This is a genomic window from Cohnella mopanensis, assembly GCF_022352055.1.
GTDB classification, from domain to species: Bacteria; Bacillota; Bacilli; order Paenibacillales; family Paenibacillaceae; genus Cohnella; species Cohnella mopanensis.
In genome coordinates, this window is sequence record NZ_JAKRWM010000002.1 from 696617 (window position 1) to 719685 (window position 23069).

Annotated in this window: 3 protein-coding genes; all 3 read left to right on the forward strand. The window is 53.6% G+C overall.

Features of this window, described 5'->3' with window-relative positions; translation table 11 throughout:
• Nucleotides 1-10 precede the first annotated feature (10 nt).
• From L3D05_RS07235 to L3D05_RS07245, 3 genes are read left to right on the forward strand one after another with little or no spacing between them, the layout of a single operon-like run.
• Nucleotides 11-10261, forward strand: a complete 10251-nt coding sequence (locus L3D05_RS07235; protein WP_239615329.1) for a non-ribosomal peptide synthetase — start codon at nt 11-13, stop codon at nt 10259-10261.
• Nucleotides 10262-10276: 15 nt separating this feature from the next.
• On the forward strand, nt 10277-22348 hold the full coding sequence (locus L3D05_RS07240; RefSeq protein ID WP_239615330.1) for a non-ribosomal peptide synthetase: 12072 nt from the start codon (nt 10277-10279) through the stop codon (nt 22346-22348).
• Nucleotides 22345-23058 carry a thioesterase II family protein gene (locus L3D05_RS07245; protein ID WP_239615331.1) on the forward strand — a complete coding sequence of 238 codons (714 nt, stop codon included), beginning with the start codon at nt 22345-22347 and terminating at the stop codon, nt 23056-23058. The genes L3D05_RS07240 and L3D05_RS07245 overlap by 4 nt, the downstream gene beginning before the upstream one ends.
• Nucleotides 23059-23069 lie beyond the last annotated feature (11 nt).

Genomic DNA, 23069 nt, shown 5'->3' on the forward strand with positions numbered 1-23069 from the left:
GAGGAAAAATATGCTCGATTTCAACCTATTGGACGACAATGAAAATGAACAACCATTCGAAATCGAAGAAGAGTCGATGCAGGAAATCGCCATCATCGGCTTGGCGGCACAGCTTCCGATGGTAGACGATATCGAACAGTTCTGGCAATACATTTGCAACGGAGTGGACTTCATCACGGAATTTCCGGAAGGAAGACGCACGGACGTAGATCCGTTCGCGCGGAGCAAACCCCGGAACGGCGATCAGCCGTTGTCCTATTTCGAAGGCGCCTACCTGGATCGGATCGATGAATTCGACTATAGCTTCTTCCGGTTATCGCCCAAAGAAGCAAGCCTGATGACGCCGAACCAGCGATTGTTCCTGCAGACGGCCTGGAAATCGATCGAGGACGCGGGATACTGCAGGCGAACGCTGGCCGGATCGCGAACGGGGGTGTACGTAGGGTTCAATTCGGATAGCTTGTACGATTACAAGCGAATGATCTCCGATACGGATCCCGAACTTCTGTCGATGGGCGTGCCCGGAAACATCTCATCGATCATTACGGGGAGAATTTCTTATTTGCTGGACTTGAACGGTCCCAGCTTATGCGTGGATACGGCTTGCTCGTCCTCGTTGGTGGCGATTCACTTGGCGTGCCAGGCGATCCGCAACCGGGAATGCGAGATGGCGATCGCGGGCAGCGTGAAAATTAATCTGCTTCCGCTCGCGAACGAAGTGAAGATCGGTATCGAGTCTTCCAGCGGGCGCGCCCGCACGTTCGACGACGGCGCGGACGGGACAGGAGCGGGGGAAGGCGTCATTGCTTTCGTGCTCAAGCCGCTCGGCAAAGCGCTGCGGGACGGCGACGCGATCCATGCCACTATCAAAGGGAGCGCGGTTAACCAAGACGGGAGCTCGGTCGGGCTAACGGCGCCGAACGTGGCGGCGCAGGAGGACGTTCTTGTTCGGGCATGGGACAACGCGGGCATTCATCCGGAAACGATCTCCTATATGGAAGCGCACGGAACGGGTACTAAGCTGGGAGATCCGATCGAGATCGCGGGAATGGACAGAGCGTTCCGCAAGTATACGGATCGCAAGCAGTTCGTAGCAGTCGGTTCGGTCAAGTCGAACGTCGGACATCTGGATCATGCGGCAGGGGCCATGGGGATGCTCAAGGCTATCTTTGCCATGAAGCGGAAGCAAATTCCCCCGTTGTTGCATTTCGTAAGGCCGAATAGAAGCATTGATTTCATCGATTCTCCGGTTTACGTGAACGATCGCCTGTCGGATTGGACGGCGAATGAGTCCCCTCGCCGATGCGGCGTTAGCGCGTTCGGGATCAGCGGAACCAATTGCCATCTCGTGCTGGAGGAAGCGCCGAATGACGATCGCGAGAAGGGCGGCCTGCTATCCGCAGGGCCGGAAGGAAACCGTCGCGATCATATGCTGACGTTATCCGCCAAGAGCGATAGCGCGTTGCGCGAGTTAGCCTCCCTGTATCGGACGTTCGATTGGGGCGAGGCTAGCGCGGAACGGATTTGCTATACCGCGCATACGGGGAGAGACCATCATGAACATCGCTTGGCCATCGTGTTCCGGGATCGGCAAGAGCTGCGGGACAAGCTCGATCGTCTGATTGCCGGTGAATTCGCCACGGCAGAGCTGCAAGGCATTTATTATGGATCGCGAAAGCCCGCGGCATTAAGCGTGGACGGTCTTATCTATGCAACGGATGACCAAACCTGGGATGAGCTCGCGAAACGTTACGCGATGGGCGCGGATATCGATTGGGAACGTCTGTATGCGGACCAATCATACGCGCGCGTTCATATTCCGACCTATCCTTTCGAGAGAAACCGCTGTTGGTTGGAGATAGAAGGGATTACGCTATCGACGGCGATTGTTCATTCTAGCGAAAACCGCCAACCCGCCGTCTATGAGGTGGAATTGACGGGGCGCGATCAAGATGCGTATTCGTCCGCGGAGCAGGAGATTGCCCGGATTTGGGGCGAGGTGCTCGGCTTTCGGCAAATCCATTATGAGAACAATTTCTTCGAGTTGGGCGGAGACTCCATTCTAGCGTTGAAAATCGCGAATCGGATTCGCGCGCATTGGGCGGCGGACGTGAGCGTAGCCGATTTGTTCACCTATGCCTCCCTGAACGAACTCGCGGCATTCGTGGAACGCCGATCCGGCGATGGACTTCGCCGAACCGAAGCCTATCTTCCCTTGCCGCCTGCGAACCTGAGCGATTATTATCCGCTTACTTCTTCGCAGTTGCGCGTATTCGCGCAGGAGCAATTCGGATCGGTAGGTACGGCGAATAATACGCCTTTTTGCGTTTTGGTGGAAGGCGAGCTAGATTCCGACCGCGTGAACGAGGCGTTCACCAGGCTTGTGGACAGACATGAATCTCTAAGAACCGCATTCGAATTTGTCGACGGGGAAACGAGACAGCGGGTCGTCGCTCGAACGGATTTCGAAATCGAGCTCCATAACGGTACGCCGGAACGATTGGACGACATCATCGATGCGTTCATTCGGCCTTTCGACCTTTCGTGCCCGCCGTTGCTGAGGGTAGGTTTGGTGACGCTTCAGGAGAATCGTTATTTGCTTATGATCGATCTTCACCATATTATGTCGGACGGCATGTCCACAGGCATCTTAATGAAAGAGTTTTGCGATCTGTACAACGGAATTCCGCTGGCTGAGCTTAAAGTTCAATATAAGGACTACGCCGTCTGGCAGCAACGTTCGATTGACGACGGCGAGCTTCGGGATCGCAAAGCCTACTGGACGGATCAATTGTCGGGCGATCTTCCCGTGCTGGAGCTTCCGTATGATTTTCCAAGACCCGATAACAAACTGCCGGGCGGAAGCCGCGTAAGAGTGCCGATGGAAGCTTCATTGAAACGACAGTTGGAGCAGCTTGCAATCGAGCGCAGGTTAACGATGAACTCCCTGCTTTTCGCGCTGTACGCACTGCTATTACATGGATATTCCAATCAAGATAGCCTCATCGTCGGTACGCTGGTAGCGGGAAGAAACCATCCGGATCTTGAACGCGTATTCGGTATGTTCATTAATTTTTTGCCCGTTCACGTCCGGTTCGCCGCGAAGACGACTTTCGCAGACTATTTGACGGGAATTAACGAGACGATAGGCAAAGCATATGCGAACGACTATCCGTTCGATTTGATGTTATCGGATTTGGCGCTGAAGAAGGACCGCTCCCGGAACCCTCTATACGATACGATGTTCGTCTATCACAACGAGTATAAGATGAATTCGGCGAATCCTTTGCGGATGGAGGTTGACGGGCTGTCGTTTGCAGAATATCCGCTCAACCGTCCTACGTCTTCGTTGGATGTCAAGCTGGATGTCTGGCAGGATGCGGATGATCAGCTCGTACTCGTCTTGGAATACGACACGGCATTGTTCACGGAAACCAAGATGAAACATTGGATGTCCTCATTCCTGAAGCTTGCGGAAGCGGCGGTCTCTGAACCGGAGGCGCCACTGTCGCGCTTGTTGGAATGGAAATTTGCCGAGGAGCACGACGAGGTCGTGATTAAAGAAAGCGCGGCTGCTTACGATGCCAAATCTTCTCTATCGGTAGCGATAAGCGCCACGTTCACTGCCGAGCAGATTGGCGATCATGTGAATTGGTGGTGCGGACAATTTGATCTGCCGGTCGGCATATCGTTTGCCCCGTACCATCAAGTGTTCCAAGAGTTGCTGGATCATGGCAGCTTGCTCGGCAGGAATGACGGGGTTAACGTGCTGCTGATCCGGTTCGAAGATTGGATTCGGGAAGACGATAGTCCGATCGGAGTCACAATCGCCAAGCTCGAAAAGATATATTCGGATCTGGTAGAAGCTTTCGGATTACGGAAGAAAGGAGTGCCGCATTTCGTAGGAATATTCCCGGTCTCAGATCATTGGCCGTTCGAGAGCGAACTGGCCACGTACTTGGAAACGTTAAACGAACGTTGGAGGAAGTTTCTTGGCAACCTCGAGCGCGTTTTCGTTCTCGAGCTGAACGAAGCGTTGGCCGATTCTTATGAAGTACGGCATATGTACGACAGGGTTGCGGATCAGGAAGGGCATGCCCCTTTCACGGATGAATTTTACGCGGTCATCGGAACGGCAATCGCCCGAAAGCTGATCGCTTGGAAAAGACAGAGCTTCAAAGTCGTCGTCCTCGATTGCGACAATACCCTCTGGAAGGGGATTTGCGGGGAAGACGGTCCGACTGGAGTAGAAATTTCCGGCCATTATCAAGCATTGCAACGCTTCATGTTGGATAGGTACGAGGAAGGTATGCTTCTGGCGATCAGCAGCAAGAACAACGAAGCGGACGTCTGGGAGACGTTCGAGCGCCATCCGGACATGCTGCTGAAGAAGGAGCATTTTGCCGCCGCGAGAATTCATTGGGGCGCTAAGTCGACGGCCGTTCGGGAAATTGCCGAGCAGTTGAACTTAGGCTTGGATAGTTTTATCTTCGTCGACGATAGCGGGATGGAATGCGCGGAAATGATGCAAAGTTGCCCTTCCGTGCTCACCTTGCAATTACCGGAGGACGAGCGGCAATTTTTGGATTATTTACGGCACGTATGGGGGTTCGATAAGCTGGTCGTGACGGAAGAAGACCGCAAGCGAACCGCTCTCTATGCGGCCGAATCCATACGTCGCCAATATTTGCAAGAAGACAATGTTTCGATGGAACAATTTCTTCGCGGTCTGGGGCTGCGAATCGTCATGGCAAACTTGCGCGAGGATCATGTCCAAAGGGCGGCTCAGCTTACGCAACGTACGAATCAATTCAATATGCATTCCGTTCCCAGGACGGAAAACGAGCTCACGGACATGCTTTCGATATCCGGCAAGCATCTGTGGAGCATCGAAGTAGAAGATCGCTTCGGGGAATACGGATTCGTAGGATTGGTAACGGGGCAAGCCGAGCGGAAATCGTTCATTCTGGATACGTTCCTGTTAAGCTGCCGCGTGCTCGGCAGAGGCGTGGAACAGGCGATTTTATCCGAGTTGAAAAGGGTTGCCGAGAGTTGCCAAGCCGAGTATATCGAAGCACAATACGTTTCCTCCGACAAGAACGCGCCTTTCCGGGAATTCCTGGAAACGTCCGGTTGGCGGTTGGAGGACAACGCAAGCGGGAGGACCACCTATCGACTGCGCGTGGATAGCATTCCAGACCGCTCCCCTCATATCACGCTAACGAACGAACGGTTGACGGCTTCCGTGACGTCCTTGCCGCGCGCGGCAAATTCCGGGCAACGCGAATGCGCGGCCAGCACGCCGCCAACCTTACTAAGGACAGTGGCTTCCGTCCCCTCGGTAAATAATCGCCTGAGCCGGGAGGAAGGCCCGCGAGATTGGCATAGCTCCGAAGCTTATAAGGATATCGCCGCATTGAGTCATGCCCGCCACTTGTTGCCTTTGCGTTATCATAACGCGGAAAGCCTTCTGCGCCTCGTACAGAAGCGAAAGCAATCCGTATCGGGAAGAAAGACGGAATATAGTGAGCCCATAACAGCAATCGAACGCGAATTAGTCGAGCTGTGGGAAGATCTATTGGGCATACAGCCGATCGGCGTTACGGATCCTTTCTTCGAAATCGGCGGCAACTCGCTGCAGGCCGTCTCGCTGGCATCGAGGATTCATCGGAAGTTTGATACGCGGATTTCCCTTCGCGACTTGTTCGTCGTACCGACGATTCGAGGCTTGGCGGCATTGATCCACCGGACGGGCCCAACCGTCCATGCCGCTATCGAGCCTACGGAGCATCGCGATTGCTATCCGGTAACTTCGGCTCAGAAGCGGTTGCTGGTGCTTAGCCGAATGGATGGCGCAGGGACGGCGGACACGGCATACAATCAGCCTTGCCTCTTCGAAGTAGAAGGCGATGTGAAATTCGGACGTTTCCAAGCCGCTTGCGAGAAGCTGGTACTGCGGCATGAGAGCCTTCAAACTTCGTTCCGTTGGCAGGAAGGCGAATTCGTGCAAATCATCTCTCCGTCCGTCGACTTTGTGGTTGATTTTTTCGATGCCGACACAGAGAGCCGGCAAGCGCATATCGATCGCTTTATTCGTCCATTCGACTTGGGACAAAGTCCGTTATTCCGTGCGGGTATGGTCAGAATGGGAGAGGCAAAATGGCTCCTAATGTTCGATATGCATCACGTTGTTTCGGACGGAGTGTCCATCGGCGTGATGATTCAGGAATTACTGGCTCTCTATCAAGGGGAAGAGCTTCCAGAATTGCGGATCCAATACCGCGATTATGCCGTCTGGCAGGCCAATCGGGTACATTCGGACCACATGCGGATGCAAGAAAGGTATTGGCTGGAGACGTTCTCGGACGAGGTGCCGGTATTGGATCTGCCGCTCGATTCGCCGAGGCCCGCCATTCGCAGCCATGAGGGGAAGCGCCTTAGCTTCGAATTGGACAAAACTCTTCATGAAGCGGTGCGATCACTGGCCGCAGAAGTTGGAGCGACGCCATTCATGGTGTTTCTGTCCGCGTATTATGTGCTGCTCGCCAAATACTCAGGCCAAGAGGACATTGTCGTCGGCTCTCCCGTAGCCGGGAGATCCCATGCGGATCTTGATCGGTTGATAGGCATGTTCGTCCATACGCTCGTGCTGCGCAACCAACCTGAAGGGAGCTTATCCTTCCGTCGGTTTCTGGCCGATGTGAAGGAGAATACTTTGCGGGCAATGGAGCATCAGGATTATCCATTCGAACAATTAGTGGACAAGCTGGCGCTTCGTAGGGATCTAAGCCGAAATCCGCTCTTCGATACGATGTTCGCGTATCAGAATATGTCATGGGCGGACGGCGACACGGAAAAAGCGAAGGTGCGGCTGTATCCTTACGACGCGCGTCGCAGCAGATTCGACTTAACGTTTGAGCTGGCGGAGCACGGCGACTCCATTCGCGTGAACGTGGAATATGCGACCGAGCTATTCCGAGAGAAGACGATGGAGCGATTGATCCGTCATTATACGAATATTCTCGCGCAAGTGACGGGTTCTCCCGACCAACTGCTGTCCAAGATCGACATGCTGGATGACTCAGAGAAGGCTAGGCTGTTATTTGGCTTCAATGCGACTCATGTCGAATATGAAACAAACCGTACGATGCACGCGATCTTCGAAGAGCAAGCGCATCAATCTCCCGACGCGATCGCGGTCGTCTACGACCACCAAAGATTGACTTACGCGCAATTGAACGAAAGAGCCAATCGCTTGGCTATGGCATTAAGGGACTTGGGAGCCGGAGCTAACCATATCGTCGGCATCATGGTCGAACGCTCACCGGAGATGGTCGTTGCGGTATTGGGCGTATTGAAAGCCGGAGCCGCGTATTTGCCGATCGATCCGCAATATCCGGAGGAGCGCATTCGCTACATGCTCGAGGACAGCGGGACAGGCATCGTGATCAGTCAACCTCCGCTGGCGGAACGGATACCGTCCCATCTTCGGACGTTAAACGTCGATGATCAATGTTTCGTGGACGGGAACTCCCACCTGATAACGGGTAATCCCGCGCCGCGGAATACGGCTAGCGATCTTGCGTACGTCATCTATACTTCCGGTTCGACGGGCAAACCGAAAGGGGTCATGGTCGAACACGGCGGCATGATTAACCTGCAGGTTTACTTCCAACAGAAGCTGAAGGTGGCGAATACCGACAAAATCGCGCAATTCGCCAGCTTTTCATTCGACGCTTCCGTGTGGGAAATGTTCATGAGCTTGTTCAATGGCGGAGAACTGCACGTATTGGCTTCGGAAACGATCCATCATTATGACAAGTTGGAACATTATTTTAACGAGCAGGGGATCACGGTCGCTACCTTGCCGCCAACCTACTTGGCGGGATTACGGCCGGATAACGTTCGGACGCTGCGCGCTGTCATAACGGCAGGCTCGGCTTCCACCGTGGATTTACTGGAAAAGTGGAGAGGAAGGCTCCAATACGTCAACGCTTACGGGCCGACCGAAACGACGATCTGCGCGACGGCATGGACAGCTCCTCCGTCCGGAGGTTCCAATGAAGGCACATCTGTCCCTATCGGAACTCCAATTCCGAATGCGCAAGCCTATATCGTCAACGCATACGACCAATTGCAACCGGTCGGCGTACCCGGTGAGTTGTGCATAGGAGGTGCGGGGTTAGCCAGAGGATACCTGCATCGTCCGGAGTTGACGGCGAAGCAGTTCGCTCCGAATCCGTTCGTGTCCGGTACACGAATGTATAGAACCGGAGATCAGGCCAAGTGGCTGGCGGACGGGACGATCGAATACGTGGGCCGGATAGATGATCAGGTCAAAATTCGAGGGTTTCGCATCGAGCTGGGCGAGGTAGGGAATTGTTTGTCGAACCATCCGAAAGTGACGGAATGCATCGTCGTTCCGTACGCGGATTCGCAGGGCGGGATTGAACTATGTGCCTATATTGGTACGGAGGGACAAGTGCTTGCCGCGAGCGAGATTCGCAGTTTCGTCGGGGAACGTCTGCCCGATTACATGGTTCCCGCCTACGTCGTCGTGTTGGACAAGCTTCCGCTAACTTCCAACGGAAAAGTAGACAAAAAAGCGTTGCCTGAGCCCGCTCGCGCTGCCAATGAAAGTTACGAACCGCCGACGAACGAATCCGAGAGCCGCCTTGTCCGGATGTGGAGCGACATACTCGCCGTTGAAAATATCGGTATTCAGGATCATTTCTTCGAATTGGGAGGCCATTCGCTCAATGCGATCGCGTTGCTGACTCGCATTCATGAGGAGTTGGGCGTCGAGCTAATGTTAAAGCAGCTTTTTCAAGCACCGACGATCCAGCGGCTCGCGCGCCTCATATCGGATACGAAGCCAACTCTCTACAACACGCTTCCTGCCGCCGAGGCCCGGAGCAGTTACCCGGTTACCCACGGACAGAAAAAATTGTTCGTTCTGCAACAGCTGGAAGGAGCGCATACGGCCTATAATATCGCCGGTGCTTATCGCATCGAAGGCGAGATCGATATCCGTAGATTGGAGTCTTCCTTCGAGGCGTTAATCAGGCGGCATGAAGCGTTACGAACATCGTTTGCCGTAGAAGACGGCGAGTTCGTCCAATATATTCATCCTAACGTTCCTTTTGCGATCCGATATGGGGAAAGTTCCGAAGAACGGCTGGAACAATCGCTGAGAGAGTTGGTCGTTCCATTCGATCTAAGCCGGCCGCCGTTGCTTCGCGCCGTCTTACTGAAGCTCCTTCATCGCGACTCGTCGGGCTCGGAGGCTCACGTGCTCTTCATCGATATGCATCATATCATTTCGGACGGCGTATCAAGCGGTATTCTCATTCGCGATTTTCTTGACTTGTACGAAGGGATAGCGTTGGAAGACCTTCGGATCCATTACAAGGATTACGCGGTTTGGCAGTCTAGCGAAAGCGCGGTACCGATGATAGAAAGGCAAGAAAAGTATTGGATGAACGTTCTGTCCGGCAATCTCCCTTCGTTGCACCTCCCGACGGATTATCCTAGACCGTCCGTGCAAAGTTTTGAAGGCGCTCATGTTTTCCTTGCCATTGACGAGGATCTGACGGATCGGCTTAGAAAAGTCGCGGCGGAGAGCGGGAGTACGCTCTATATGGTACTGTTGGCAGGGTTTTACGTGCTGTTATCCAAGTATAGCGGCCAGGAAGACCTCATCGTCGGAACGCCTTCAGCGGGCAGGACGCATGCCGATCTGCAACGGATCATCGGCATGTTCGTGAATACGTTGGTTATCCGTACCCGATTGTCCGGGCATCAATCTTTCAAGGAATTACTAGATGCGGTAAAGGATAACGCTTTGTCGGCCTTCGATAACCAAATCTACCCTTTCGAGACGCTTCTTGAGAAGTTAAGTTTGCCTAGGGATATTAGCCGGAATCCGCTTTTTGATGTCCTCTTTATGATGCAGAATTTCGAATCGGTCGAGCTGAAAGCTGACAGGCTGTCGGTCGTCCCCTATTCGTTCTTGCCTGCCGTATCGAAATTCGATCTCAGCTTGGAAGCGGTAGAGAAGGAAGGCGGACTAGCGATCAGGTTGGAGTATGCGGTTAAGTTATACCGTCCGGAGACGGCAAACCGCTTGCTGGACGACTTTGTTAGAATTCTATCCGAAATCGCGACGCATCCGGAGGTTAAGCTGCAAGACATTCGATTGTACGGTCAAATCGCGAAAAGAAAAAATGCGATTTCTGAGGAAATCGAGTTCAACTTTTGAATCGGGGGAGTATCGATGATCGATAAATATGCGCTAAATATGCTGTCGGCAAGCGGCGAATTCGAGGAAGAGCAACGGTATTGGATGGAACGGCTAAAGGGAGACCTTATGCCGGTAACCTTTCCCTATGACGTAGCGGGATCCGCTCAAGAGCAACGAGAAGGGGCTGCGAGAACGAAAAGTTATGCTTTGCCGCAAGAGCTATCGGAACGATTATCCGCTTTCTGTAATCACTCGAATTACGGCATATACATGACGTTATTGTCCGCTTTCCCCTTTCTGCTGCATATGTACGCGCAAGCCGAAGAGATCGTTGTCGGATCGCCCGTATTTCGCGGCGAGGCGGACGAAGCCGCCCGCATGAACGAGATTTTGCCTTTACGTATCGCTTATGACGGAGCGAGCAGCTTTAAGGCGGCTTTGTCCGACATCAAGCGAACGGTTACGGAAGCGAACGATCACGAGTTTTATCCTTTGCGCAACCGAGTGGAGGAACTGTCCCGAGTCGTGGTTCTTTATGATCGTATTCATAAAGCTGGCCTCGCGGACGGGTATACTCCCGATTTGACTTTCGCATTTATTAAGCGCGAACAGACGCTGCATGTCGAGGTGGAATTCGGCGCTCATTCGTATGAAGAGTCGACGATCGACGCTATCGTTAGACGGTTAACTCGCTATTTGCAAGTCGTATTAGATGAACCGAACGTTATGATCGCGGACATCGACGTGGTTGAACCCGATGAAAAGCAGCGGCTGGTGTTTGACTTTAACGATACGCAAGCCGTCTATGACGAGAACGCTACGATTCAGCACATTTTCGAAAGACAAGCCTTGAAGACTCCCAACCGGATCGCCGTCGTCGACGGAAGTGAGCAATGGACGTATCGGGAATTGGACGATAAAGCGAATAATCTTGCGCATGTATTGCGCGGCAAAGGCGTCATCCCGAATCAATGCGTCGGCGTAATGACGGAACGATCGCCGGGGATGATCCTGAGCTTGCTCGCCGTCTTGAAGGCCGGAGGTGCGTACGTACCGATCGATCCCGCTTATCCTGCGGATCGCATTGCCTATATGCTGGAGAATAGCGGAGTGAGGCTGCTTGTTCACGATTCTAGCGTTACGAACGCTTTGCCGGAGCTGTCGTGCGAAACTGTTGATCTTTCTCTTGTGCCGAAGCTATCTTTCGATCCTTTAACGCCCGTGAATACATCGCATGATCTGGCTTACGTAATCTATACTTCCGGTACGACGGGGAAACCGAAGGGGGTCATGATCGAACACCGCAACGTCGTGCGGTTGTTCTTTCACGACAAACCGTTATTCGATTTCGACGAGAACGACGTATGGACGATGTTTCATTCGTATTGCTTCGACTTCTCGGTATGGGAAATGTACGGCGCGCTGTTGTTCGGCGGCAAATTAGTCGTAATTCGCAAGGACGTGGCGCAAGATCCGCGAAGATTCATGGAAACGATGATCCGGGAAAACGTAACCGTATTGAATCAGACGCCGTCATCCTTCTACCATATCATTCAGCAGGATTTGGAGCGGGATCAGCCGGAGCTGCGGCTTCGATATGTCATATTCGGAGGCGAAGCGTTAAAACCGGCGATCCTAAAACCGTTCAAGGAACGTTATGCCAACACGAAGCTCATCAACATGTACGGAATAACGGAGACGACGGTACACGTGACGTTCAAAGAAATCACCGATGCGGAAATCGCGACCAATGTCAGCAACATCGGTAGGCCGATTCCCACGCTGCGTTGCTATATTCTCGACGATAGGCAAAGGCTTGTGCCGCAAGGTGTCATCGGCGAGCTTTATGTCGGCGGAGAAGGCGTAGCGAGGGGTTATATCCACAATGAAACGTTGACGGGCGAGAAGTTTCTGATCGACCCGTTCCTGCCCGGGGAGAGACTGTATCGGTCGGGAGATTTGGCGAGATGGACGGACGGGGCCGAGCTTGAGTATTTCGGGCGCATCGACCACCAAGTCAAGATCAGAGGCCACCGCATCGAGTTAGGCGAAATCGAGACGAAGCTGCTCCAGCAAGAAGAAATACGGGAGTGTCTCGTCATTGCAAGAAAGGACGGAGCCGGCCAATACGACTTGGTAGCGTACTATGTCGCGGAGCAAGAAGTGGATGTAAATTCCTTACGCGAACACCTTGCATCCGAATTGCCCGATTTCATGATTCCGGCTTTCTTCAAGCATCTTCTCGCCATGCCCTTAACCGATAACGGAAAAATAGATCGCAAAGCGTTGCCTCAGCCCGAGTTATCGCGTACAGCTAAGCAAATCTATGTTGCTCCCCGTACGCCGGAGGAACAGGAAATCGCCGATCTATGGTCCGATGCGCTGCAACTGGAGGAAATCGGCATTCACGATAACTTTTTCGCCATCGGCGGCGATTCGATCAAGGTTATTCGTTTCATCAGCCGTTTGAACAAGGCGCGTGGGTGTAATCTTTCCGTTGCCGATTTCTATCGAAACCCGACGATTGCCGAATCTGCGGCATTGCTAGCGATGCCAGCTACAGAGGAAAGCGACGAGCGTGAACGGGGGTTGAATCTGCTCGATGGAATGAAGAGCAGGCTGCAAAACGAACTCGCGAATGTTCCAATGCCCGCCGACGCCGAGGATTACTATCCGCTAAGCAGCATCCAGATGAGCATGGTGTTCTACTCCAAGCTGAAACCGGATGAACCGATCTATCACGATCAGTTTTATTACGTCTTGGATTTCGCTCGGTTCGATTGGGAGCTACTGCGCGAGACCGTCTTTAGGCTTGCCGTTAAACATCCGATCCTTCGAACGACCATGCAATTGGAGCGGTATAGCGAACCGCTTCAGATCGTACATCGGGATCGGATGCCCGTATTGGAGCTTGAGAATTTATCGGCGTGCGCTATCGAAGAGCAAGAACAACGGATTCAAAATTATATGGCCGAAGATTTGCGGAACAAATTTCGGTTTGACGACGATTTGCTATGGCGGCTTGGCGTATTTCAACTAAGCCCGCATGAAGTATGTATCGTTCTCTCCTTCCATCACGCTATCTTGGACGGTTGGAGCGTCGCTAGCTTCAATAAGGAAATCATCGATACGTACGAGCGTTTGCTACACGGCGGCGTAATCCCGGCGGAGCCTTTGAAGGCGAGTTACAAGGATTACGTGGGCATCCAATTGTCTCGCAACTGTTCCCAGGAAACGGAACAATTCTGGAAGAAGGAACTGGAAGGCTATACGCGCAACAAGCTGCCGTTTAACCTGGGGGCCAAGCAGATCGGAAGCCGGCCGGAGAGCGCGATCTATCGCAGCGAGATCGATCAGGAGCTCCTTGTCGCTTTGGATCGGCTAACGCGCGATCATGGGATTACGTTAAAGGAGATTTGTTTCTCAGCTTACTTGTATTTGATGTCCGTTATTACAACGGAGCAGGATCTCGTAACGGGAATCGTCACGCATGACCGCCCGGCGATCGAAGACGGGGAGAACATGCTCGGCTGTTTCCTCAATACGTTACCGTTCCGCGAAGCGATCGATAGAACCCGCACGGGACTGTCGTTCATGGACCAAGTTCAGCAGCGCTTGCGGCAGGTCGCCACGCACGATATGCCGTTAGTCGACATCGCCAACCTGCTAGGGGAAGGCCGTCAGCACGCGGCCAATCCGTTGTTCGACGCCTTATTTAACTTTACCGACTTTCATGTGCTGGACAATATGGACAGCCAGAACGAAATCAAAGGATCGGATCGCCGGCTTAAGCTTCAGTCCAGCGAGATGACCAATACCCTCTTCGATCTGGAAGTAACGAGAACGTGGAACCGGTTGGGCGTGCAGATCAAATACGCGCGGAACTATTTCTACGAATCGGAAATCGAAACGGCGTTTAACTTGTACCTGCGCATATTACGTAACTTCGCCGCCGATCCCGCAGCTGCCTTGCGGGACATTCCGCTAATGGAGGCGGAACAACGCGAGAGGATCGTCTATGGCTTCAATAACACGCAAACCGCGTATGCGCGCGAGAAAACGATGCATCGGTTGTTCGAGGAGCAAGCGGCGCGGTCGCCTAGCCGGGTTGCTTTGACGATGGAAGGAGCGGAATTAACGTATGCGGAACTGAGCGCCAAAGCCAATCGGGTAGCGGCCATGCTCGCCGAACGGGGAGTTCGTCCCCGGGATCGCGTCGCGCTGATAGCGGATCGCGGATTCGAGATGGTCATCGGCATGTTCGGCATTCTGAAAGCCGGTGCGGCTTACGTCCCGATCGACCCTGAATATCCGGAAGCCCGTCAACGGTATATTTGCGAGAATGCAGAAGTGACAGCCTTATTGGCCGATCGCGACGATGGGCTCGGCATCGGCAATACGCTAAAGCTGGACCCGGAATACTATGGACAATGGTCCGACGAAGAGAGCGGGATTTACGCGGAGCCGACGGACCTAGCTTATATCATCTATACGTCGGGATCGACGGGTAATCCGAAGGGAGTCATGATCGAGCATCATTCCGCCGTCAACCTGATCCAATGGGTGAACAAACGATTCGAGGTCGGCGAAAGCGATACGCTGCTCTTCATCACGTCGATGTGCTTCGATTTGTCGGTATACGACCTATTCGGCATGCTGGCCTGCGGGGGAAAAGTCGTTATCGCCCGCAAAGACCAGATCAGCGATCATACGGAGATGATTCGCTTATTGAAGCAGGAGCGGATTACTTTCTGGGATTCCGTTCCGTCCACGATGAACCACCTTGTGAGCATGTTGGGGCAAGACGAGCCGGATTTCACGCAAACGGATTTGAGGCTAGTTTTCATGAGCGGGGATTGGATTCCCGTCACGCTGCCTAAGCGGATCGAGCGGTTTTTCCCGAACGTGTCGGCTATCGCCCTTGGCGGTGCCACGGAAGCGACGGTATGGTCCAACTTTTATCCGATCGGGGCGGTCGAGGATACGCAAAGCAGTATTCCGTACGGCGTTCCGATGGACAACAACTACTTCTACATTTTGGACGAGGAGCTGAACCCGGTTCCTTACGGCGTAGCAGGAGAGTTGTATATCGGGGGGGTCGGCGTTGCCCGCGGTTACATGAACGATCCCGTGAAAACGAAGAACGCTTTCTTGCCCAACCCGTTCCTGCCGGAACCCGGCGAGCGTATGTACAAGACCGGGGATCTAGGCCGGATGCTGCCGAGCGGCGTCATGGAGTTCTTGGGAAGAAAGGATCATCAAGTGAAGATTCGCGGCTTCCGCGTCGAGCTTGGCGAGATCGAAAGCCAGCTCGTCAAGCTGAAGAACGTTCGCGAAGCCGTCGTCGTGGATCGGCCCGATAAGGAAGGCATTCCTCATCTATGCGCATACGTCGCGTTCGATCAGGCGATGACTTCCCAACAATTGCGGGATGAATTGGCGAGCAAGTTGCCCGGTTACATGGTGCCTTCGATCTTCGTCCCGCTAGAGCGATTACCGCTGACCGCGAATGGCAAAATCGATCGCAAGGCGCTACCCGAGCCGGATGATAGCTTCTATACCGGTAGCGAATACGAGGGGCCGCGCGACTCGGTCGAGGAACGATTGACGCGAATATGGCAGGAGGTGCTGGGCAAAGAACGAATCGGCATCCGCGATCATTTTTTCGAAATCGGCGGACATTCGTTGCTTGCGACATCGCTAGCGCTGAAGATTAACCGGGAATTCGCAGTCGATATCCCTCTGCTCGCGATATTTAATCATCCTACCGTTCTAGAGATTGCCGATATCGTCAGATCGGCCAAGCGGTCGATTCATCGCCGCATCGAACGCGCGCCGGAAATGGACGAATACCGGCTATCTTCCGCGCAGCAACGGATGTTCATCTTGAATCGGATCGAGGGGGAAGGACTGCACTACAATTCTCCCGCGGCGTTCGTCGTCGAAGGGAATTTGGACGCTACCCGGTTGGAGGAAGCGTTCCGCTCGCTGTTGAATCGGCATGAAATCTTGCGTACCTCGTTCGCCTTGAAGGACGGCGAAATGGTTCAACGTATTCATGCGGATGCGGAATGGTCGGTGGAGCAGATTAAGCTTGACGTTGAAGCGGGCGCGGAATCCGAAGTGCTAGACGCCATTCGCGCCTTCGTTAGGCCTTTCGATCTCGCGAAAGCGCCTTTGCTCCGCGTTGGCCTCGCGCAATGGCGAGAAAACAGTCATTTGTTGTTATTCGACATGCACCATATGATTTCCGACGGAGTGTCGATGGGCATTCTGATTCGGGAATTCGTGGCCTACTATGAGCGACAGCAGCTTGAGGCACCTCGCATTCAATACAGGGATTACGCGGCTTGGCAGCAAGAAGCATTGAACGGCGAGGCAATGGAGGAGCAGCGCAGCTATTGGCTGAACCGATTCGCCGATGAAATCCCGGTCCTTCAGATCGCGACGGATTATCAGAGGCCAGCGGTCAAAAGCTTCGAGGGAGACCGACTATCGAGCTCGGCGGACAAGGAATTGGCCGAAGGACTGCAGCAGGTCGCGGCAAGGTCGGGAAGTACGATGTATATGGTATTGCTCGCAGCTTACAACGTATTGCTGGCGAAATATTCGGGACAGACGGATATCGTGGTCGGTTCGCCGATTGCGGGAAGATCGCATGCGGACTTGGAGAGCATGCTGGGCGTATTCATCAACACGCTCGCAATGCGGAATGCGCCGGAGCCGGACAAAACTTTCGAGCAGCTCCTGTCGGAAGTGAAGGAGAATGCCTTACAGGCGTATGCGAATCAAGACTACCCGTTCGAGCAATTGGTTGAGAAGCTGAATTTGCGCAAAGACATTAGCCGTAACCCTTTATTCGATACGATGTTCATTGTGCAGAATACGGACCGCATGCGTTATGAGTTGGACGGGCTTACTTTTGCGGAGCATCCATTGGTACATCAAGCAGTCAAATTCGATCTCACGTTACAAGCCATGGAGGATTCGAACGGCATTCGCTTCGATTGGGAATACGGCACGAAGCTGTTCAAGAAGGCGACCGTGGAACGTCTTTCCGGGCACTGGTTGCAGCTTCTTCGGAGCATTGCCCGCAATCCGTCTCAACGGTTAGCGGATATCGAGATGATATCGGAGGAAGAGAAGCATCAAATCCTAAGGACATTCAACGATACAGCGGCACCTTATCCGGAACATACGACGCTGCACGAGACGTTCGAGGAGCAAGCAGCCCGAACACCGGATCGGGTAGCCGTCGTATTCGAAGATCGACAGCTGACTTATCGCGAATTAAATGCGCGGTCGAATCAGTTGGCCCGCCATTTACGGGAGCGGGGGGTTCGCGCGGATACGGTCGTCGGCATCATGGCGGATCGTTCGTTCGAGATGATCGTGGGCATCTACGCGATTTTGAAAGCAGGCGGAGCCTATGTCCCGTTAGACCCGGCCTATCCGGAAGAGCGTCTATTATACATGCTGCGGGATAGCGGGATCGAACTCGTGCTTACGCAATCGGATACCGCGTCGTCATTACCCGTCGCTACGATCCTATTGACCGATAGTAGCCTGTATGCCGGAGAGGATTCGAATTTGCCTTCGATATCCGGTCCGTCTCATTTGGCCTACGTGATCTATACTTCCGGTTCGACGGGGAAACCGAAGGGAGTCATGATCGAGCATCGTTCCGTCATGAACCGGCTGAACTGGATGCAGAAGCAATATCCGTTAACGGGCGACGACGTTCTACTTCAGAAAACGAGGTACAGCTTCGACGTATCCGTATGGGAGATGTTCTGGTGGTTTTTGGCCGGAGCTAGGTTAAGCGTTCTGTCTCCGGAAGCGGAGATGGACCCGAAACGGCTGGCGGAGACGATCGAGCGCGATGGCGTCACGGTTATTCACTTCGTGCCGTCGATGATGAACGCTTTCTTGGATTACGCGGAGCAATCGGATATCGTCGCGAAAGGGACATCTTCCTTGCGGTGTGTCGTATGCAGCGGCGAAGCATTGCCGCTCGCATCCGTCCAACGATTCAACCGTATCATAGGCCGTCCGCATTCCATCAGGCTGGCTAATTTATACGGGCCGACGGAAGCAACAGTTGACGTGACGTACTTCGATTGTTCTCCGAACGATGACGATACGATCATCCCGATCGGCAGACCGATCGATAATACGTCGGTATTCGTCGTAGATCCGTTAAGCCGATTGCAGCCGATCGGCGTCATCGGCGAATTATGCATCGCTGGCGTTGGCTTAGCGAGAGGATATGCCGGGGAGCTGGGCCTTACGCAAGACCGGTTCGTCGACCATCCTTTCGTTTCGGGAGAGCGCATGTACAAAACCGGCGATTTGGCAAGGTGGTTGCCGGACGGTTCGATCGAATACAGGGGCAGAGTGGATCATCAGGTGAAAATACGCGGCTTCCGAATCGAGCTAGGCGAGATTGAAGCGCAGCTATCCGCGTATTCGTCCATTCATGAAGCCGCGGTCATCGATCGGACGGACGCGCAACAATCCCGCTATTTGTGCGCGTATTACGTTTCCAATGAGGAAATAACGGTATCCGAGCTAAGGGCGTACTTGTTAAGGAAGCTTCCCGACTATATGATTCCTTCCTATTTCGTGAGATTGGATCGGATGCCGCTAACGGCGAACGGAAAGCTTGATCGAAGACGGTTGCCCGATCCGGTCGAACGTATCCATACCGGAACGCCATACGTCGCGCCACGCGACTCAATAGAGCTTCGGTTAGCCGAAATCTGGCAAGATTTATTAGGAATCGAATCCGTCGGGCTTCGAGATCATTTCTTCGAGCTGGGGGGACACTCGCTGAAAGCGATGGTGCTCGTATCGCGTATTCAGAAGGAGCTGGGCGTCGAAGCCCAGGTTCGGGAAGTTTTTCAGCACCCTATCTTAGAGGAATTGGCGGAATGTATCCGAGTGAAGGAAATTCGCGGCTATGATGCCATTCCGAACGCGGAGCTCCGGGAGTATTACCCGATGTCGGCCGCGCAGCGAAGAATGTTCATCCTGAATCAAATGGAAGGGAAGGGCGTGCAGTACAACAATCCAAATGCCTTTCTGCTGGCCGGGGCTCTCGACGAGCGACGACTAGAAGATGCGTTCCGGCAGTTGCTGTTGCGCCATGATACATTACGAACATCGTTCGCCATGGAGAACGGGCTTCCGGTGCAACGAATCGTCTCCGATGCCGCCCTATCCATTGAACGGTACGAGATGAATCGATCCGTAGCATCGGAACGAAGCTCTCTGGAGGACATCATCCGCCGTTTCGTTCGGCCGTTCGACTTGAATGTCTCCCCGCTACTGCGTATCGGGCTGGCAAGGATTGCGGAAGACCGCCATTTACTGCTGTTCGACATGCACCATATTATATCTGACGGGGTATCGATGGGGATTTTCGTCCGTGAATTCATCGCTCTCTATGAAGGGAAAGAACTGCCCGCGTTGAGAATCCAGTATAAGGATTTTGCGACTTGGCAGCAGGATACGGCTTATCAAGCCGCTTTGCTGGATGACGAGACCTATTGGCTTGACAGATTCGCCGGTGAACTTCCGGTATTGGATTTGCCTTCGGATGATAGAAGGCCGGCTGTGTTCAGCTATGAGGGAGACCGGATTCAGTTCTCCGCGAACAGGGAAATGACAGATGGGCTTCATAAGGTCGCGACTCGGACGGGCAGCTCGATTTATATGGTTCTGCTCGCGGCCTATAACGTGTTGCTGGCGAAGGTTACGGGGCAGACGGATATCGTAGTCGGATCGCCGATCGCCGGAAGGTCGCACGCGGATCTGGAAGGCATGCTGGGCGTATTCATTAACACGCTTGCGATGCGGAACGCGCCGGAGCCGGACAAGACGTTCGAGCAGCTTCTGCTCGAGGTGAAGGAGAACGCTTTGCAGGCTTACGCGCATCAAGACTACCCGTTCGAACAATTGGTAGAGAAGCTGAATGTTCGCAAGGACCTTAGTCGCAATCCTTTATTCGATACGATGTTCATCCTGCAAAATATGGATCAAGCGCAGCTCGAAATTCCGGGATTGACGTTAACGCCGTATCCGTTCGACTTGCGAACGTCGAAGTACGACTTGACTTTGCAAGCCTTGGAGGAAGCGGGCGTCCTTTCGTTCACGATGGAATTCAGCACCAAGCTGTTCAAGAAGGAAACCGTCGAGCGTCTATCCAAGAGCTGGCTGCGGATTGTTCAATGCATCCTCTCGAACCCGTCGCAACGTTTGGTGGACATCGATATTTTGACTGTGGAAGAACGGCGGTTGATCGTCCATGATTTCAACGATACGACGATCTGTTACGCAAAGGACAAGACATTACATCACATGTTCGAGGAGCAAGCGGCGGCAAGACCGGACGAAATCGCGATCGTATTCGAACACGAGCGGCTAACCTATAGGGAATTGGATGAACGGTCGAATCGGCTCGCCCATACGCTTCGGGAGCGCGGCGTAACTCGGGATACGGTCGTCGGACTGATGGCGGAGCGATCGCTGGAAATGTTCATCGGGATCTATGGCATTCTGAAGGCGGGCGCCGCGTATTTGCCGATGGATCCGGCATACCCGCAGGAAAGGCTCGACTATATGCTGGAGGATAGCGGGGCTACTCTCGTTCTGTCGCATACGAGCCAATCCGTGCCGGCCTCCGTTGAGACGATTCAACTGGCAGATCCGGACATCTATAGCGATAACAAAGCTGCCTTGCCGGCGATTGCCGTGCCGAAGAGTTTAGCCTACGTCATCTATACGTCGGGTTCGACCGGGAAGCCGAAAGGCGTCATGATTGAGCACCAATCGCTAGTTAACCTGTGTGCCGGCATAACCCAACAAATCCCTTTCTCAGCCGGAGATTCGATCTTGACGTTAACTTCGATTTCGTTCGATATCTTTGTCTTGGAGTCGCTGATTCCGTTGGCCGCAGGGATGACTTTGGTGGCGCCAGCGCAACAACGGGAACGCGACCTGCGCTCTTTGGAACAATACATCGCCGAGTACCCTGTCAAGACGATGCAGCTCACGCCTTCGCGCTTGCGCATGCTGCTGGACGGGCAAATCTTAGAACCGCTTCGTCGAGCAAGTTCCTTGCTTATCGGAGGGGAAGCCTTACCTGCGGATTTACTGCAAACGTTGCAAGCAACGACTACGGCTCGAATATTCAATATGTACGGACCGACCGAAACGACTGTTTGGTCCGCGATCCGGGAATTAACCGATTCGGCTGACGTCGTTATCGGAAAGCCGATCGCGAATACGCGGATGTACGTGCTCGACCGTTCGGACCGGGTGCAACCGATAGGCGTCGTCGGCGAGCTATGCATTGCGGGAGACGGCTTGGCGAGAGGGTATTGGAATCGTCCGGATTTGACGAACGAGAAATTCCCTTCCGATCCTCTCCAAGATCAAGGGAGGATGTATCGAACCGGCGATTTGGCCAAATGGTTGCCTGATGGAAATCTGGCTTATATAGGAAGAATCGACCACCAGGTCAAAATTCGCGGCTACCGGATCGAGCTGGGAGAGATCGAAGCCGTTCTGCGGCGGCATCATTCCATTCAAGAAGCCGTCGTCATCGCGCGCGAAGACGATAACCGCCCGTCTTACTTGTGCGCTTACGTGGTCGCGAATGAAGAGCTAACGACGGCGCAATACAAGGAACAAGCGATGGCCTCGTTACCGGAATATATGGTTCCTTCCTTTTTCATTCGATTGGACAGCATCCCGCTGACCCCTAATGGAAAGATCGACCGTAGAGCGTTGCCGGAACCGCAAGGGAACATTCATGGCGGGGCGGAATACGTGGCGCCTCGCAACGCAATCGAAGAGAAACTCGCGGAAATCTGGTCCGAAATCTTGGAGCTGGAAACGATAGGCGTCCATGACGATTTCTTCGATATCGGAGGCAATTCCATACAGCTTGTGCGTCTGCATATGGCGCTGGAGCGGGAAGAAATGCTGCCGGAGCGGGATACTTCATTATCTTTCCAATATCGGACGATCGAAGCTCTGGCGGATTACATCGAGAACAGGCCCGTCGTCTCGGCCGAGGAAGAGGAGGTTGCGGAATGAAGTTAATATGTATCCCCTACGCGGGAGGCTCCGCGACGGGTTATTATCCGTGGAAGAAGCAGATGCACCCTTCGATCAAAGTCATTCCCCTCGAACTGGCGGGCAGAGGGGAGCGGATGGGACAACCATTCTATCGCAGCATTGAAGGCGATGGAACGGACGATCTATACCGCAGCGTGGAGAAAGAGTTAGACGGATCGCCGGTTGCCTTGTTTGGGCACAGCATGGGGACGTTATTCGCTTATGAGTTGGCGCATCGAATCGTTCGCGAGACCGGACAACCTCCGGCTCATCTTTTTCTATCCGGGCGCGGCGCCCCGCATACGGGGCGTTCGGAGCCGTGGATTCACGAATTACCCGATTCGGAATTCCAATCGGAAGTATTGCGATTGGGCGGAACGCCCGCGGAGCTGTTCGAGCAGAAGGAGCTAAGCGAGATCTACATGCCGATTCTTCGCTCGGATTACCGCCTGTCCGAAACCTATCGCGACTTGGGTAAACAAGGCAAGCTGGATTGCGGGATTACCGTTATGCGAGGCACGCAGGATAGTTACGGGCGGGCTGAGGCAGAGGAATGGAGCCGGTACGTCAGCGGCGGCACTCGTATCGTCGAATTTGACGGCGGCCATTTCTTCATTCATGAATTCCGTCAGCAGGTGCTCAGCGCGATCCATGAATCGTTATTATGTACGCGTTCATCCCAAATCTAGGAGGTTAAGCA